The following is a 16,803-nucleotide window of genomic DNA, read 5'->3' as shown; positions in this document are numbered from 1 at the left end:
CGGTTTTATTTATCGTATAGATTTTTTCCGTTTCATCAATAATAACAATAAACTAATTCCAATAAAGACAAATGGCCAATACTCTTTCAGAAGCGCTGTCGGAATATTCGCAGACTCAAGCCAAGCCATAATTTGTTTGAAAAAGTACAAAAACAGGGAAAAACAAATCATCGACACAGCTTCATATACATATTCCTTTTTCTGAACGGTTGACACCAAGAGCGAAAAGCCGATCATAAATAGAAGCGTTTCAAAATCATCCGGCCACCACATCCATTTCGGTTTGGCGAAAAAGTGCAAACCGATCCCAAAAAGAAGCAAACCGATAAAGAAATGGGGTGTGACGGCTTCTTTTTTACCTTGGTATACAAAGGCTGCGCCTAACAGCATGAGGAGAACGGGCCATTGATCCTGCCCTGAAAACAGATCGGCTTGTCCGCTTTCAAGCCATGCATATACAGATGCGGCAAGCAGAAGACAAGGGAATAAAATTGATTTTTGTTTCATGCATATCACCTTCTTATTTTAGAGTGATGTGTAGTAAAATTTTGCTGTTTTTGGTATTGTCAATAGGAATGCTTATTGCACGTGAAGCTTTTTCTAATATAGCATAAGAATTTTAAAATCTGTTCACAATTTGCGAAAGAAACTATGTTATAATCTTTATAAATAATGAATTCTATGTTAGAATGATTATAAATAAAGTTTTGGCGTTGGGGGTGTAATGAAAGCTATGCATATACTTGTTGTGGGAGTAGATTATAAATCCGCCCCTATTGAGATACGTGAAAAAGTAAGCATTCAGCCGAATGAGCTGGCGGAAGCGATGGTGCAGCTGAAAGCAGAGAAAAGCATTCTTGAAAACATCATTGTCTCAACCTGCAACCGCACGGAAATCTATGCGGTCGTCGACCAGCTCCATACCGGCCGTTATTATATAAAGAAGTTTTTAGCTGAATGGTTTGAATTAAGCAAAGAAGACCTTTCACCGTTTTTACGTTTTTACGAAAGCGATGCGGCTGTAGAGCATTTGTTCCGTGTAGCCTGCGGATTGGACTCTATGGTGATCGGTGAAACGCAAATTCTTGGCCAGGTGCGCGACAGCTTTAAAACAGCTCAGCAAGAAAAAACGATCGGCACGATTTTTAATGAATTGTTTAAGCAGGCGGTTACGGTAGGTAAACGGACTCACGCTGAAACAGACATTGGCTCTAATGCAGTGTCTGTTAGCTATGCGGCTGTTGAGCTTGCGAAAAAAATCTTCGGAAACCTTTCAACCAAGCATATATTGATTCTTGGTGCGGGAAAAATGGGCGAGCTTGCTGCGGAAAACTTGCACGGACATGGAATTGGCAAGGTCACTGTCATTAACCGAACATACTTGAAAGCAAAGGAGCTTGCAGACCGTTTTTCCGGTGAGGCGAGAAGCTTGAATCAGCTTGAAAGCGCGCTTGCGGAGGCCGATATTTTAATCAGTTCAACCGGTGCAAGTGATTTTGTCGTGTCGAAAGAAATGATGGAGAATGCGAATAAGCTTCGTAAGGGACGTCCGCTGTTTATGGTAGACATTGCCGTGCCTAGAGACCTTGATCCGGCGCTGAATGATCTTGAAGGTGTTTTCCTTTATGATATTGACGATCTGGAAGGCATTGTAGAGGCGAACATGAAAGAGCGCAGAGAAACAGCTGAAAAAGTTGAACTGTTAATCGAAGAAACCATTGTGGAGTTTAAACAATGGCTGAATACACTTGGGGTTGTCCCGGTTATTTCCGCATTGCGCGAAAAGGCGCTTGCCATCCAGTCAGAAACGATGGACAGCATCGAGCGGAAGCTGCCTCATTTAAGCACAAGAGAGAAAAAACTGTTGAACAAACACACCAAAAGTATCATTAACCAAATGCTCCGCGATCCGATATTAAAGGTGAAAGAGCTTGCGGCAGATGCTGATTCTGAAGAAAAACTGGCTTTGTTTATGCAGATTTTTGATATTGAGGAAGCTGCGGGCCGTCAAATGATGGATACTGTTGAAAGCAGCCAAAAGGTCCATTCTTTTAAGAAGGCTGAATCAAAAGCGGGCTTTGCCCCGCTTGTAAGTGAGTGAAAGCTGAATGATTGATACTGCAATGGCTAGACTTAATGAGGGGACAATCGTCATTTACGCATTAAGTGTGCTCTTTTATTTTATAGATTTTCTTCAACACAACCGGAAGGCTGGAAAAATGGCCTTCTGGTTGCTTTCTATTGTCTGGACTCTTCAAACCGTGTATTTGGCCTACTTTATGTGGGTGACCGGGCGGTTTCCGGTATTAAATGTGACGGAGGCGCTATATTTTTATGCCTGGGTTCTTGTCACGCTGTCACTTGTACTGACAAAGCTTTTACGAGTCGACTTTATTGTCTTTTTTACAAATGTAATAGGGTTTTCCATGATTGCCATTCATACATTTTCACCGACAGAGCAGCAGTCAGCCGCTTTTTCCGGGCAGCTTGTATCCGAGCTGTTGGTGATTCATATTACAATGGCAATTCTTTCATACGGCGCTTTTTCCCTTTCTTTCGTTTTTTCAGTGTTATATCTGTTTCAATATCGTCTGCTGAAAAAGAAAAAATGGGGAAAATGGCTGTTGAGAATAGAAGATTTGTCTAAGCTTGATTATATGGCATATGTTCTGAATGTCATCGGAGTCCCGATGCTGTTGCTGAGTTTGATTCTCGGGGTTATTTGGGCGTATGTCTCACTAGAAACGCTGTATTGGTTCGACGCTAAAGTGCTTGGTTCGTTTGTCGTCCTGCTGCTGTACAGCTATTATCTCTATATCAGGCTGATTAAAGAGCTGCAAGGAAAGGTCGCTGCACTGTGGAATTCGGCTTGTTTTCTCGTGCTGATGATCAACTATTTCCTGCTTGGAAGCCTGTCGCAATTCCATTGGTTCAGTTAAATGATGTACCAAGCAGATTCGGGAGGAAAAAATATGAGAACGATTAAAGTAGGTTCCAGACGGAGCAAACTCGCTATGACTCAAACGAAATGGGTCATTCAAAAACTGAAGGAAATCAAACCTTCATTTGCTTTTGAAATCAAAGAAATTGTGACAAAGGGCGATCGAATCGTCGATGTTACGCTATCAAAAGTGGGCGGAAAAGGGCTGTTTGTCAAAGAGATTGAACAAGCGCTTTTAAACGAAGAGATTGATATGGCGGTACACAGCATGAAGGACATGCCTGCTGTTTTGCCAGAAGGCCTTGTGATCGGCTGTATTCCTGAACGAGAAGACCCTCGTGATGCTTTTATTTCAAAGAATCGCGAAAAGCTCTCAGAAATGAAGGAAGGCGCTGTCATCGGCACAAGCAGTTTAAGAAGAAGCGCTCAGCTTTTGATTGAGCGTCCTGACATTACAATTAAATGGATTAGAGGTAATATAGATACGAGACTTCAAAAACTGGAAACTGAGGATTATGACGCAATTATTTTAGCTGCTGCCGGGCTTTCCAGAATGGGATGGAAGCAAGACGTTGTAACCGAATTCCTCGAGCCTGAACGCTGTTTGCCTGCAGTGGGCCAAGGAGCCTTGGCGATTGAGTGCCGAGAATCGGATGAAGAGCTAATGGCGTTGTTTTCACAGTTTACAGATGAATATACAAAACGGACCGTGTTGGCGGAACGTGCCTATTTAAACGCGTTGGAGGGCGGCTGCCAGGTTCCGATCGCAGGCTACTCCGTTTTAAACGAGCAGGATGAAATTGAGTTGATAGGTCTTGTCGCTTCTCCTGACGGAAAAATCATTTATAAAGAAACCGTTACAGGAAACGATCCGGAGGAAGTTGGAAAGCGCTGTGCCGCTCTTATGGCTGATAAAGGAGCCAAAGAATTAATCGATCGTGTAAAACGGGAGCTTGATGAGGATGGAAAATGATCTTCCGTTGAAGGGAAAAACAGTGCTGGTCACCCGAAATAAGGCGCAGGCAAAATCGTTTCAGCAAAAAGTGGAGTCACTTGGCGGGAAAGCGGTTTTGACCTCATTAATTACGTTTCGCTCCGCTTTGCCGAATGATGTTGCGAAACAGGTGAAAGAGGACCTTGCTGCGCCCGGCTGGATTGTTTTTACAAGTGTGAACGGAGCGGACTTCTTTTTTTCTTACCTCAAGGAAAATCAGCTTATTCTTCCTGCGTATAAAAAAATTGCGGCCGTCGGTGAAAAAACGGCCCGCCGTTTGGAAACGCATAACGTATCAGTTGATGTGATGCCTAAGGACTATATTGCTGAACAATTGGCAGAAACCCTTAAGCAGCATGCTGAACCTGCGGAACGGATTACCGTAGTTAAAGGCAATTTGTCACGTGATGTGGTGAAACAAGAGCTTGTCCCGCTCGGTTTTGAAGTGAAAGAATGGGTTGTCTATGAAACGATTCCTGATGAAGAAGGCATTGAGGATCTGAAAAAGTGTGCGAGTCAATATTCATTTGATTACGTGACATTTACGAGTTCATCAACCGTACATACGTTTATGCATGTCTTAAAAGAAGAATTGAAAAAGTGGCAGATGAACAGGACGGCCTGTATCAGCATCGGGCCTTTAACAAGGGACGCCCTGATGACGTACGGCATCACATCGCATACGCCTGATACATTTACAATAGATGGCATGCTTGAGTTAATGTGCAGCATGTCAAGAGAGGAAGAGAGAATATGAGTCAATCATTTAACAGACACCGCCGCCTGCGGTCTTCAAAAGCATTGAGAGAGATGGTGAAGGAAACGCGTTTGCACCCATCCGATTTTATTTATCCGATTTTTGTCGTTGAAGGGCTGGAAGGTAAAAAAGCTGTGCCGTCTATGCCTGATGTGTACCATGTTTCATTAGATCTACTGAAGGATGAAGTGGCAGAGCTGGTCAAACTGGGCATTCAATCCGTTATCGTGTTCGGGATCCCAGGAGAAAAAGATGACTGCGGGACACAAGCCTACCATGATCATGGCATCGTTCAAAAAGCCATCACAGAAATTAAAAACCACTTCCCTGAGATGGTTGTTGTCGCTGATACATGTTTATGCGAATATACAGACCACGGCCATTGCGGGCTTGTTAAAGACGGGGTCATCCTTAATGATGAATCGCTGGAGCTCTTGGCGCAGACAGCTGTCAGCCAAGCGAAAGCAGGTGCGGATATCATTGCGCCTTCAAACATGATGGACGGATTTGTTACCGTGATCAGAGAAGCGCTCGATAAAGAAGGGTTCGTGAATATTCCGATCATGTCTTACGCTGTGAAATATTCAAGTGAGTTTTACGGGCCGTTCCGTGATGCAGCAAACAGCACGCCTCAATTCGGGGACCGCAAAACATACCAGATGGATCCTGCCAACCGTATGGAAGCACTTCGCGAAGCACAATCAGATGTCGAGGAAGGCGCGGACTTTTTGATTGTCAAACCTTCGCTTTCATATATGGATATCATGCGTGATGTTAAAAATGAATTTCCTTTGCCGCTCGTTGCTTATAATGTAAGCGGAGAGTATTCAATGGTGAAGGCTGCAGCGCAGAACGGCTGGATCAAAGAAAAGGAAATCGTGTTAGAAATTTTAACAAGCATGAAGCGTGCAGGTGCCGATCTGATTATTACGTATCATGCGAAAGACGCAGCGAAATGGCTTGCGGAGTAATTTTATTCAGTTGACAGGAGTTGAGGCAGATGAGAAGCTATGAAAAATCCAAAGCGGCTTTTAAAGAAGCGCAAAAACTCATGCCGGGCGGTGTGAACAGTCCTGTTCGCGCATTTAAATCAGTAGACATGGACCCGATTTTTATGGAGCGCGGAAAAGGCTCAAAAATCATTGATATTGACGGAAATGAGTATATTGATTACGTCTTGTCATGGGGGCCTTTAATTTTAGGCCATACAAATGACCGCGTCGTAGAGAGCCTCAAAAAAGTGGCTGAATACGGGACAAGCTTTGGCGCCCCGACTGAAGTTGAAAATGAATTGGCAAAGCTCGTCATTGATCGTGTGCCCTCAGTAGAAATTGTTCGAATGGTCAGCTCCGGAACGGAGGCTACAATGAGTGCTCTTCGTTTAGCGAGAGGCTATACAGGCCGCAACAAGATTGTGAAATTTGAGGGCTGCTACCACGGACACGGCGATTCTCTCTTGATTAAAGCAGGTTCAGGAGTGGCTACTCTCGGTCTGCCGGATAGCCCCGGCGTGCCAGAAGGCATTGCGAAAAACACCGTTACTGTCCCGTACAATGATTTAGAAAGTGTAAAGCTTGCTTTCCAGCAATTCGGTGAAGACATTGCCGGTGTTATCGTAGAGCCGGTTGCCGGAAATATGGGGGTTGTTCCGCCGCAAGAAGGATTCCTGCAAGGTTTGCGTGAGATCACGGAGGAATATGGTTCCCTGCTGATTTTTGATGAAGTGATGACTGGCTTCCGGGTCGATTATCAATGTGCTCAAGGCTATTTTGGCGTAACGCCTGATCTCACTTGTTTAGGAAAAGTGATCGGGGGCGGGCTCCCTGTGGGCGCTTATGGCGGCAAGGCTGAAATCATGGAGCAGATCGCTCCGAGCGGTCCGATCTATCAGGCGGGCACATTGTCAGGCAACCCGCTTGCGATGACTGCTGGCTTAGAAACATTGAAGCAGCTTACACCTGAATCCTACAACAATTTCATCAAAAAAGGCGACAGGCTGGAAGAAGGCATTTCTAAAGCGGCCGAGGCTCACGGCATTCCGCATACCTTTAACCGCGCAGGCTCAATGATCGGTTTCTTCTTTACAAACGAACCTGTCATCAATTATGAAACAGCCAAATCATCTGATTTGAAGCTGTTTGCCAATTATTATAAAGGGATGGCGAATGAAGGTGTATTCCTCCCGCCATCACAATTTGAAGGCCTTTTTCTTTCAACGGCCCATACTGATGAAGATATTGAAAAAACAATCCAGGCAGCTGAGAAAGTATTCGCTGAGATCAGCCGCGGATAAAGTGAAAACCGGTATCAAGGGTATCCTTGGGCCGGTTTTTTCTGTGTACTCCCACTCATATTTCCTCCAGTTCATACATACACCTTTAGTGACATCTAATTTTAAGGATTAGATGAAAGGAGGATATGAACTTGCCGCAAAATCATCGATTGCAATTTTCTGTAGAAGAATCGATCTGTTTCCAAAAAGGACAGGAAGTTTCTGAACTGCTTTCTATTTCATTAGATCCTGATATTAGGGTTCAGGAAGTCAATGATTATGTATCAATCAGAGGATCGCTTGAACTTACAGGTGAGTACAACATAGATCAAAACAAACATACCGAAGAGCTTTATACTGATAAGCGGTTTGTTGAAGAAGTCAGAAAGAGAGAGGATGGAAGCGCGGAACTGACTCACTGTTTTCCTGTGGATATTACCATTCCTAAAAATAAAGTGAGCCATTTACAGGATGTCTTCGTCTTTATTGACGCATTTGACTATCAATTAACCGATTCGCGCATTTTAACGATTCAGGCTGATTTAGCGATCGAAGGGCTTTTGGATGATACAGCAGATAAAGAGCCGGAGATTCCTCTGTACGAAGCGCCTGCTGCAATTAGGGAGGAAGAGCTTTCTGAACCGCCGATCCAAAGTGTATTAGAAACGAATGCGCCTCCGGAAGAGCAAGCGGAATTAAGGGATGAACCGCCAGAACTTTTTATCTCGAAAGTGGGGATCCGTGAAGAACTGGAAACAGAAAAAGCAGCATCTGCACCCCTGGAATCAATTGCCTTAGAACCAGAGTCGCGAGAAAGTGCGAAAGCTCCGACTCGTGCAGAGCCGGAAACAGGAGAAGCTGAGCCACAATCAGAAGCTTTAGAAAAAGAGATTCAAGGGATGGTTTATGCCGAAAAGGAAACGCCGGAGCCAGCAGCTGCAACAGCAGTTGTTCGTGAAGAAGCGGACTCTGCAGCGGAGGCTGAGCAACATGCAGAGAGTGTGAGTTCTAAGGAAGAAGGAGAAACATCAGTGTCTCCTACTCTTGAATATGCGCTGCGCCAAGAGGGTCAAAATGAAGAAGCGGCTCAATCGGAGCACGCTGAGCCCGCGCTTCGTCAAGAAGAGAAAGCAGCGGCTCACCTGGAGCGCGCTGAGCCCGCGTTCCGTCAAGAGGCGGAAGCAGCAGCTCAATCGGAGTACGCTGAGCCCGCGCTTCGTCAAGAAGAGAAAGCAGCGGCTCACCCGGAGCGCGCTGAGCCCGCGCTTCGTCAAGAGGCGGAAGCAGCAGCTCAACCGGAGTGTCCTGAGCCAGCACTCCGTCAAGAAGATGAAAAAGCGGCTCACCCGGAGTACGCTGAGCCCGCGCTTCGAGAAGAGAGAGAAGCAACCCAACCGGAGCACGCTGAGCCTGCGCTTCGTCATGAAGAGGATGAAGCTTCGGAGCCTGTATCTGAGTCCGTTCTCTCCATCGAAGAAAGCAGAGAGAAGAAATCGGTGTCAGCGCCATATACGGAGGATGACGAAGCGTTACAGCTTCATTTCAATCAAAAAGCCAGCTCAGACGAGACGCCTCAAAAAGAGCTTACAACGGTATACCGCACCTTCGTGCCCGAACAAGAAGAGGAAGATTCTTTTTATTCCATGCCTAAACTGCTGGAAAAGGAAGAACAAGAGGAAGAAAGCTTTGAAATTGAAGTGAGAAAAATACCTTCGGCTGAAGAGCCTGAGGAAGAAACTCCTTATCAATCCTTCCAGCTGACTGCCTCTGAGACAGAAAGGAAGGAAGCGGATGCTGTTCCTAGGGTTGCTCCTGCTGCTGAAACAAAGGAGCCTCAAACAAAGGAAAGTGATAATTCTCTTTATTTAACAAAACTCTTTACGAGAGAAGAGGATGAGTTTTCGAGAATGAAAATATGTATTGTTCAGCAGGAAGATACGATCGAACGTTTATGTGAACGGTATGAAATCACCTCCCAGCAGCTAATCAGAATGAATTCATTAGCCTTGGACGATGAGTTGAAAGCAGGACAGATCCTCTATATTCCACAATATAACAACAGCCATGCGTAAGCCGTAAGCAATCGGAAAATGTGGTGAATGGAATGGAAGATACCCGAACGGTTCTTCAGGAGTACGGACTGACTGCTCAATTTATTGAGCCTGTCAGTCCTCTAGTGTGGAAAGTGTATACAGACTACGGTGTATTTGCCCTGAAAAAATTGAAGGCGGCTCGCGGAAAACAGTTTACAGATCACATGGTGGCGATTGAGGAAAAAGGTTTCCGGTCGTTTGTCCCCATTTACAGAACAAATAGCGGAGAGTTTTTCTCCGGCGTACAATCAGGAAATTCCTATTATTTAATGCCTTGGCTCCAATTTGACCAGGAGGAAGAACGGGATCAGAAACATGATTACTTATTTAGAGAAACAGCCCGTCTTCACGAGAGAACCGTGCAGGAAATGAAAGTCAGCCGGGATGACATTGAACGTTATTACGGACAAACGAAAAAACAGTGGGAACAGGATAAAATATTCTATGAACAGTTTGTTGATAGAGCGGAGAAGGAATGGTATCTTTCTCCTTTTGAACTACAGGCAGCAACCTATTTTTCAGAAACCATTTCCGCGGTGAACTTTGCACTGGAGCGGATGGAGGACTGGTATGAGTCGGCTAAAGAAAAGGGTGTCTCGAGAGTTGTCATGAATCATGGCAGCCTGTCTATTCACCATTTTCTCTATAATGATGCAGGAACCGGGTATTTGACAAACTTTGAAAGAGCGTCTGTCGGGCCGCCGCAAAACGATTTGCTCGGCTTTTATACAAAATTGTTCAGAGGTTTGCCAAAAGCTTGTCCGGAATGCGTCGAATGGTATGATGCATACACGAAATCATTCCCTTTGCGCGAAACAGAAGCCAGTCTTTTTCTCAGCTATATGGCATATCCTGCAGCCATGTACAAGGTGCTGAACCGTTATCAAACCGGGAAGAGACAGCACGAAAAAGATGAATGCACGCATTTATTAAAGGCTTACTGGCAAATGAAAAATATTGAGCCGTTTGTGATGAAAATCCATGAGAATGAACAAGCGAAAAAATTCCAGGCTGAAAACGAGTCCACGTCTTAATGGCGCGGACTTTTTGTTTATATCCAATCTAAATGCAGGGCGCAAGCTAACAAGATTAGGATGGCAAGCAGCAAAACATCAAAGGTTGTCGGAAAGAAAATGGTTCTAATTCCTTGGAAAATCGTAATGGGAATAATCACTTGTGCGGATACAAGCCGAATTTGCCTCACCCACGGCGGCAGCGAATAAGAGCTGAAACGTTTCTTCACGGTGCATCCTCCTCTGCGCATTTATAAGCATCATATGCCAACTTTTGCAATAGGAGCCTGCCCATATGTATAGAAAACGGCGTTTTTGGAAAAGATGATTGACGAATCAAAAACACTTTTACTATAATAAAGAACATAAATAAAGTATATGATGAGCTGATAAATACACCTGCTTAGAACGGGAAGAGTACAAAAAAGACGCATGCAGAGAGAGAGGCCGTTTGCTGAAAGGCTTCTTATGTTGTCTGATTGGAAGGTCGCCCGGGAGCATAATTTCTTGAAAGAAGAGTAGAGAAATTCGGGAAACACCCGTTATCCGTTGTAAGTGCATGAACCGATTTAGTTCATGAAAAAAGGTGGTACCGCGAAAGAGCTTTTCGTCCTTTTACAGGGATGAGAAGCTCTTTTTTCGTTCTCAGCCATTTTTAAACATGCTGGAGGGTTATGATGGAAACGAATGAACAAACAATGCCGACGAAATACGATCCGGCAGCGGTTGAAAAAGACCGATATGATTTTTGGCTAAAAGGCAAATTTTTTGAAGCGGGCAGCGATCAGACAAAAGAGCCATATTCTGTTGTCATTCCGCCGCCAAACGTAACAGGAAGGCTTCACCTTGGCCATGCGTGGGACACGACGCTGCAAGACATTGTAACAAGAATGAAACGCATGCAAGGTTACGATGTGCTGTGGCTTCCGGGTATGGACCATGCCGGCATCGCGACACAGGCTAAAGTGGAAGCGAAACTTCGTGAAGAAGGCACATCCCGTTACGATTTGGGCCGCGAAAAATTCCTTGAAGAAACGTGGAAGTGGAAGGAAGAGTATGCTGAGTTTATTCGCAGCCAGTGGGCGAAACTAGGGCTTGGTCTTGATTATTCCCGTGAACGCTTCACGCTGGATGAAGGCTTGAGCAAAGCGGTTCGTGAAGTTTTCGTTAAGCTATATGAAAAAGGCCTGATCTACAGAGGCGAATATATTATTAACTGGGACCCTGCGACAAAAACAGCATTATCCGACATTGAGGTCATATACAAGGATGTCCAGGGCGCGTTTTATCATATGAGCTACCCGCTCGCTGACGGTTCAGGCTCAATTGACATTGCGACGACACGTCCTGAAACGATGCTCGGTGATTCAGCTGTTGCCGTTCACCCTGAAGATGAGCGCTATAAGCACCTTATCGGAAAAATGGTGCTACTGCCGATTACAAATCGTGAAATTCCAATTGTCGGTGATGACTACGTTGATATGGAATTTGGTTCAGGTGCGGTGAAAATTACGCCTGCTCATGATCCGAACGACTTCGAGCTTGGCAACCGCCACAATTTAGAACGCATTCTTGTCATGAATGAAGATGGAACGATGAATGAAAATGCTCTTCAATATCAAGGTATGGATCGTTTTGAATGCCGCAAAAAGCTCGTAAAAGATTTACAGGAGGCGGGAGTTCTCTTCAAAATCGAGGATCATATGCATTCTGTCGGCCATAGTGAACGAAGCGGGGTTGTTGTTGAGCCTTATCTTTCTACTCAATGGTTTGTGCGCATGCAGCCGCTTGCTGATGCTGCGATTGAGCTGCAGAAGAAAGACGAAAAGGTCAACTTTGTGCCTGACCGTTTCGAAAAAACGTATTTACACTGGATGGAAAACATTCGTGACTGGTGTATTTCCCGTCAGTTGTGGTGGGGCCACCGCATTCCTGCTTGGTATCATAAAGAAACAGGCGAGCTTTACGTCGGACTTGAAGCGCCTGAGGACAGCGAAAAGTGGGAACAGGATACTGACGTACTGGATACGTGGTTCAGTTCTGCACTCTGGCCGTTCTCCACGATGGGTTGGCCTGATGTAACGGCTGAAGACTTTAAACGTTACTATCCGACAGACGTTCTCGTGACAGGGTACGACATCATTTTCTTCTGGGTATCACGCATGATTTTCCAAGGGATTGAATTTACAGATGAGCGCCCGTTTAAAGACGTTTTAATCCATGGCTTAATTCGTGACGAGCAAGGCCGGAAAATGAGTAAATCTCTTGGCAACGGTGTCGATCCGATGGATGTCATTGACAAGTACGGAGCAGATTCTCTGCGTTATTTCCTTGCCACAGGAAGCTCTCCCGGCCAAGATCTGCGCTTTAGCTATGAAAAAGTGGAATCGACATGGAATTTCGCCAACAAAATTTGGAATGCCTCCCGGTTTGCATTAATGAACATGGATGGCTTAACATACGATGGGCTTGATCTGTCAGGTGAAAAATCAGTCGCTGACAAGTGGATTTTAACGCGATTAAATGAAACGATTGAGCATGTGACTCAGCTTGCTGATCGATATGAATTTGGTGAAGTCGGACGCCATTTATACAACTTTATTTGGGACGATTTCTGTGATTGGTATATTGAAATGGCGAAGCTTCCGCTTTACGGAGAGGACGAAGCGGCTAAGAAGACAACTCGTTCCATCCTTGCTTATGTACTGGATCAAACGATGCGCCTGCTCCATCCATTTATGCCATTCTTAACGGAGGAAATTTGGCAGCACCTTCCTCATCAAGGAGAATCCATTACAGTCAGTCAATGGCCTGTTGTCGTACCGGAGCATACCGATACTGAAGCGGCAGCTGACATGAAGCTTCTTGTTGAGCTGATCCGTTCTGTGCGCAATATCCGCAGTGAAGTCAATACGCCAATGAGCAAGCAGGTTGAATTGTATATTAAAACAAGCACAGACGAAATAGCGGCCCGCCTCGAAGCGAACCGTTCATATGTTGAACGTTTTACGAATCCGAGCGTGCTTAAAATCGGCACGGATATTGAGGCCGTTGATAAAGCGATGACGGCTGTTGTCTCAGGAGCAGAGGTGATTCTTCCGCTTGAAGGCTTGATTAATATTGATGAAGAGATTGCCCGCCTGCAAAAAGAATTCGATAAGCTGACAAAAGAAGTCGAGCGCGTCCAAAAGAAACTTGGAAATGAAGGATTTATCAAAAAAGCGCCTGCGCACGTAATTGATGAAGAACGTGAAAAAGAAAAAGATTATGTGGCAAAGCGTGATGCTGTTCAAAAACGAATGGCTGAACTGAAGGGCTAATGAATGCCGAGGCGGTTTCTAGAGAAACCGCCTTGTCTTATAAAAGAGGGGATTATCATTGTTTACTGCATATGAAGAAGCGCGCAGCTGGATTCACGGGCGGCTGAAATTCGGAGTGAAGCCCGGACTCGGCCGAATGAAGCAGCTGATGGCGCGGTTAGGCCATCCTGAAAAGAAGATTCGCGCGTTCCACGTAGCAGGGACAAACGGAAAAGGATCAACTGTCGCATTTATTCGTTCTATGCTGCAAGAAGCCGGGTATACGGTTGGAACGTTTACGTCACCTTATATCATTACGTTTAATGAACGGATCAGCGTTAACGGGACACCGATTTCAGATGAGGAATGGACGGCACTCGTCAATCATATCAAACCGCATGTTGAAGCGCTGGATCACACAGAGTACGGACAGCCGACAGAATTTGAAATGATGACGGCTTGTGCGTTTTTATATTTTGCCGAGTTTCATAAGGTCGACTTTGTTATTTTTGAAACAGGTCTGGGCGGTAGATTCGACTCTACGAATGTGGTTGAACCGCTGTTAACATTGATAACAAGCATCGGGCATGACCATATGAACATTTTGGGCAACACTATTGAAGAAATTGCAGGAGAAAAGGCCGGCATTATTAAAGAGAGTATTCCAATCGTTACAGCTGTTACTCAGCCGGAAGCCGTACAGGTCATACGTCATGAAGCTGAACGACATGCTGCGCCGTTCCAATCATTACATGATTCATGTGTTATTTCCAATGAAGCGTCTCTGCCTGCCGGAGAACAGTTTTCATTCAAAACGGGCGAGAAATATTATGAAGATATTCAGACATCTCTGATCGGAACCCATCAAAGACAAAATGCGGCTTTGTCCATTTTAGCTGCTGAGTGGCTCAATAGGGAGAATATTGCCCATATCAGTGATGAAGCGTTAAGAAACGGACTTGTACAGGCTGCTTGGCCGGGTCGGTTAGAGCTTGTTCAGGAACATCCGCCGGTATACTTAGATGGTGCGCATAATGAAGAAGGCGTTGAGAAGCTGGCGGAAACGATGAAACAGCGTTTCCCTGATTCCCGCATTTTTGTGGTGTTTAGCGCGTTAAAGGACAAACCGTATCAAAACATGATTAAGAAACTGGAAACCATAGCGCATGCGATTCATTTTGCTGCTTTTGATTTCCCGCGTGCTTCTCTTGCGAAAGATCTTTATGATACAAGTGAAATCAGCAATAAAAGCTGGAATGAGGATCCGGACAAGGTAATCGAATTCATCGAAAGCAAAAAGGGCTCAAATGATATTGTGCTGGTTACCGGATCGCTCTATTTTATTTCTGACATTCGCAAAAGGTTAAAATAAAGGCGTCAAGCCCCTGCAGAATCGAAAATGAGATTTTGCAGGGGTTTTTTACGCATAAAATCAAAATTTCCTGAGTGGTGTTTAGGCAAGCCATTCTGCTACAATCCATACCAGTATCTTGTAAAGGTGTGTTGTCAATGCTCCCCATTCTTTTTATCCTCGGGCTGATCCTTGGTTCGTTTTATTATACGGCCGGGTGCCGTATCCCCTTGCATAAATCTATTGTCAAACCCCGTTCGGCATGCTCGTTTTGCCGGCAGACATTAACTCCAGCAGAATTAATTCCCATCCTGTCATTTCTATTCCAAAAAGGAAAATGTAAAAGCTGCGGGCATAGAATTTCTTTTATGTATCCCGCGGCAGAGCTTGTGACAGCGTGTTTATTTGCCGCCGCAGGAATACGCTTTGGCTCGTCTTTGGAGCTGTTTCCCGCTGTCGTGTTTATCTCTCTTCTGATCATGGCAGCAGTGACAGATATTCATTTTATGCTGATTCCAAATAAAATATTGATTTTCTTTCTTCCCTTTTTGGGTGCTGCCAGATTGATTTCTCCGCTTGATTCCTGGTATGCCGGTCTGTTAGGTGCGGCTGCCGGATTTGTATTTCTGGCTTTATTTGCGGCACTCACCCGGGGCGGGATAGGAGGAGGAGATATTAAATTATTTGCGGTCATTGGCTTTGTGCTAGGTATGGAAATGCTGGCAGCTGCCTTTTTCTTTTCCGTTTTCATAGGTGCATTGTATGGATCGGCAGCTGTCCTGACTGGAAGACTCGCCAAAAGGCAGCCGCTTCCCTTTGCCCCCGCAATTGCGGCTGGGAGTATTTTAGCCTATTTATACGGCGACTCTATTATTTCTTTTTATATAAAGATAGCATTAGGCTGACCGCTGAAAAATTTGACGAACGTTTTTTGGACAAGACGACAAAAGTCTTGTTCTTTTTTTTTCGCCTGTGCTAAAGTGTGTAGCATGAAAAGCCGACAAGAATGGTCAAGCAAACGAAGGGAGGAAGCGGAATTGAAAAAAAGGAAGAATAAAAAAAACAGTAAAGCCGCAGAAAAAGCCCTCAAGGTGACGATTAATGGAAAAGAAGAGACGGTTTACGAGCAAGAGACGCCTGAAACTGAGACGGAAAAAAACATGACATTTTCAAATTGGGAGGAAAAGAGAAAGGCAGAACAAGAGGTCGCAGCATCCCATGAACACCCTGATGAAGATGAATTTAACTGGGATTCCGAGGAGGACAAGGTGTTTAAAGAGGATCCAAAAGTCGTTCCGCCCTATCAAAAAAAGAAAACAAACCTGTATGCAAAAGGAAAAGCGGGGACAGCCAAACCCGTAAAAAGAGTGGCGGCGACGATTGCCTTTGCAGCTGTCATAGGCACCGGATTAGGTTTATTCGCGTTGAACATCTCGGGCAATAAAGAAGCGGCGGCACCAGCTTCTTTAGATGGTTCCCTGGGCAGCCAAACAGCGAAGGCCGGAGATACTTCTGCTGATAAACAAAGCACAGGCGCGGAAAAGCAGGCGGCGCCTGCTGAAGGTACATATAAAACATACGCTGTACAAGCCGGAAAATTCTCAAATGAAAAGGGTGCCGAAACGTTAGCAGAACAATTGACCGAAAAAGGTTATTCCGCCGTTTCGCTGTCAAAGGATGACGGGTATACGTATGTCATCGCGGGTTTAGCTAGTGATAAGGACGTGTCACAACAGTTAGGGCAGCTTTTAATCGATAGTGATTTTGAAGCTTGGGGAGGCAAAGAGCTTTCCTTATCAATAGAGCAAGAGATGACAGATTCCTTCAAGGAGACAGCGAAGCTTGCAGCAAAAGCGATTCTCGGCGAAGACATTACAAAGGCGAGTGTGGAGAAAATAGAAAAGTCTCTCGGTCATAATGAAGCGTCTGAAACAGGGGAGAAAAAAGCGATTTTGCAGGCGTTAGAAGAATTAGAGGACCCAAGTGCTGAAGCCGGTTGGAAGGCTCAGCAGCAGCTGTTAGCCGTCATTCAATAAGCGAAAGTACGTGAGCCTACGTCCTTTAGTGACAGGCTTTTTTTATT

Annotated in this window: 14 protein-coding genes and 1 other annotated feature; of the genes, 12 read left to right on the top strand and 2 right to left on the bottom strand. The window is 45.0% G+C overall.

The annotated features are described in order from the left end of the window. Positions 1–9 precede the first annotated feature (9 nt). A complete protein-coding gene (locus tag SC79_RS08365; protein WP_039074666.1) occupies positions 10–507 on the bottom strand; it encodes a hypothetical protein in 498 nt (165 codons plus the stop codon). Positions 508–733: 226 nt separating this feature from the next. On the opposite strand from SC79_RS08365, the gene hemA reads away from it, so the two are divergent. The 8 genes from hemA (at position 734) to cotN (ending at position 10,091) form a co-directional block, all read left to right on the top strand. Beyond that, on the top strand, positions 734–2,101 hold the full coding sequence (gene hemA, locus SC79_RS08360; RefSeq protein WP_039074751.1) for a glutamyl-tRNA reductase: 1,368 nt from the start codon (positions 734–736) through the stop codon (positions 2,099–2,101). Between the two features lie 7 nt (positions 2,102–2,108). After that, the gene (locus SC79_RS08355; protein WP_010330255.1) at positions 2,109–2,939 is read left to right on the top strand and encodes a cytochrome c biogenesis protein; all 831 of its coding nucleotides are present in this window, start codon (positions 2,109–2,111) and stop codon (positions 2,937–2,939) included. Between the two features lie 33 nt (positions 2,940–2,972). Then, positions 2,973–3,914 (top strand): hydroxymethylbilane synthase, encoded by a 942-nt coding sequence (gene hemC, locus SC79_RS08350; RefSeq protein WP_039074665.1) that lies wholly within the window; start codon positions 2,973–2,975, stop codon positions 3,912–3,914. Next, positions 3,904–4,692 carry a uroporphyrinogen-III synthase gene (hemD, locus tag SC79_RS08345; RefSeq protein ID WP_039074664.1) on the top strand — a complete coding sequence of 263 codons (789 nt, stop codon included), beginning with the start codon at positions 3,904–3,906 and terminating at the stop codon, positions 4,690–4,692. The genes hemC and hemD overlap by 11 nt, the downstream gene beginning before the upstream one ends. Next, on the top strand, positions 4,689–5,663 hold the full coding sequence (hemB, locus tag SC79_RS08340; protein WP_039074663.1) for a porphobilinogen synthase: 975 nt from the start codon (positions 4,689–4,691) through the stop codon (positions 5,661–5,663). The genes hemD and hemB overlap by 4 nt, the downstream gene beginning before the upstream one ends. Positions 5,664–5,692: 29 nt before the next feature. Beyond that, positions 5,693–6,985, top strand: a complete 1,293-nt coding sequence (hemL, locus tag SC79_RS08335) for a glutamate-1-semialdehyde 2,1-aminomutase (protein WP_039074662.1) — start codon at positions 5,693–5,695, stop codon at positions 6,983–6,985. A 131-nt stretch (positions 6,986–7,116) separates the two neighbouring features. Beyond that, positions 7,117–9,036: a LysM peptidoglycan-binding domain-containing protein gene (locus SC79_RS08330; RefSeq protein WP_039074661.1), complete on the top strand. Its 1,920-nt coding sequence runs from the start codon at positions 7,117–7,119 to the stop codon at positions 9,034–9,036. Between the two features lie 32 nt (positions 9,037–9,068). Further along, entirely contained in the window at positions 9,069–10,091 is a 1,023-nt protein-coding gene (gene cotN / locus SC79_RS08325; protein WP_039074660.1) for a spore coat protein CotN, read from the top strand. A gap of 17 nt (positions 10,092–10,108) precedes the next feature. On the opposite strand, the gene SC79_RS08320 is transcribed toward cotN, so the two are convergent. Next, positions 10,109–10,300: a hypothetical protein gene (locus SC79_RS08320; protein ID WP_010330262.1), complete on the bottom strand. Its 192-nt coding sequence runs from the start codon at positions 10,298–10,300 to the stop codon at positions 10,109–10,111. 165 nt (positions 10,301–10,465) lie between these two features. Continuing rightward, positions 10,466–10,688: a binding site (T-box leader), on the top strand. A gap of 59 nt (positions 10,689–10,747) precedes the next feature. Between SC79_RS08320 and valS the strand changes: the two genes are divergently transcribed. The 4 genes from valS to SC79_RS08300 all read left to right on the top strand — a co-directional run bounded on the left by valS (position 10,748) and on the right by SC79_RS08300 (position 16,756). Continuing rightward, positions 10,748–13,390 carry a valine--tRNA ligase gene (valS, locus tag SC79_RS08315; protein ID WP_039074658.1) on the top strand — a complete coding sequence of 881 codons (2,643 nt, stop codon included), beginning with the start codon at positions 10,748–10,750 and terminating at the stop codon, positions 13,388–13,390. 58 nt (positions 13,391–13,448) lie between these two features. Then, on the top strand, positions 13,449–14,741 hold the full coding sequence (locus SC79_RS08310; protein ID WP_039074657.1) for a bifunctional folylpolyglutamate synthase/dihydrofolate synthase: 1,293 nt from the start codon (positions 13,449–13,451) through the stop codon (positions 14,739–14,741). A gap of 137 nt (positions 14,742–14,878) precedes the next feature. Beyond that, a complete protein-coding gene (locus tag SC79_RS08305) occupies positions 14,879–15,625 on the top strand; it encodes a prepilin peptidase (RefSeq protein ID WP_039074656.1) in 747 nt (248 codons plus the stop codon). A gap of 132 nt (positions 15,626–15,757) precedes the next feature. Further along, complete coding sequence (locus SC79_RS08300) at positions 15,758–16,756, top strand: SPOR domain-containing protein (protein ID WP_039074655.1); 999 nt, start codon at positions 15,758–15,760, stop codon at positions 16,754–16,756. Positions 16,757–16,803: the final 47 nt, after the last annotated feature.

Origin of the sequence: Bacillus sp. MSP13, from assembly GCF_000815295.1 — a bacterium.
Taxonomy (GTDB): Bacteria; Bacillota; Bacilli; order Bacillales; family Bacillaceae; genus Bacillus; species Bacillus vallismortis.
This window is presented reverse-complemented; position numbering and strand designations above follow the sequence as displayed.

Bases quoted from the DNA above. Each gene is read 5' to 3' on its own strand.
- SC79_RS08365 (WP_039074666.1), bottom strand. From the start codon at position 507: ATGAAACAAAAATCAATTTTATTCCCTTGTCTTCTGCTTGCCGCATCT.
- SC79_RS08355 (WP_010330255.1), top strand. From the start codon at position 2,109: ATGATTGATACTGCAATGGCTAGACTTAATGAGGGGACAATCGTCATT.
- hemA (WP_039074751.1), top strand. From the start codon at position 734: ATGCATATACTTGTTGTGGGAGTAGATTATAAATCCGCCCCTATTGAG.
- hemD (WP_039074664.1), top strand. From the start codon at position 3,904: ATGGAAAATGATCTTCCGTTGAAGGGAAAAACAGTGCTGGTCACCCGA.
- SC79_RS08305 (WP_039074656.1), top strand. From the start codon at position 14,879: ATGCTCCCCATTCTTTTTATCCTCGGGCTGATCCTTGGTTCGTTTTAT.
- valS (WP_039074658.1), top strand. From the start codon at position 10,748: ATGGAAACGAATGAACAAACAATGCCGACGAAATACGATCCGGCAGCG.
- cotN (WP_039074660.1), top strand. From the start codon at position 9,069: ATGGAAGATACCCGAACGGTTCTTCAGGAGTACGGACTGACTGCTCAA.
- hemC (WP_039074665.1), top strand. From the start codon at position 2,973: ATGAGAACGATTAAAGTAGGTTCCAGACGGAGCAAACTCGCTATGACT.
- hemB (WP_039074663.1), top strand. From the start codon at position 4,689: ATGAGTCAATCATTTAACAGACACCGCCGCCTGCGGTCTTCAAAAGCA.
- hemL (WP_039074662.1), top strand. From the start codon at position 5,693: ATGAGAAGCTATGAAAAATCCAAAGCGGCTTTTAAAGAAGCGCAAAAA.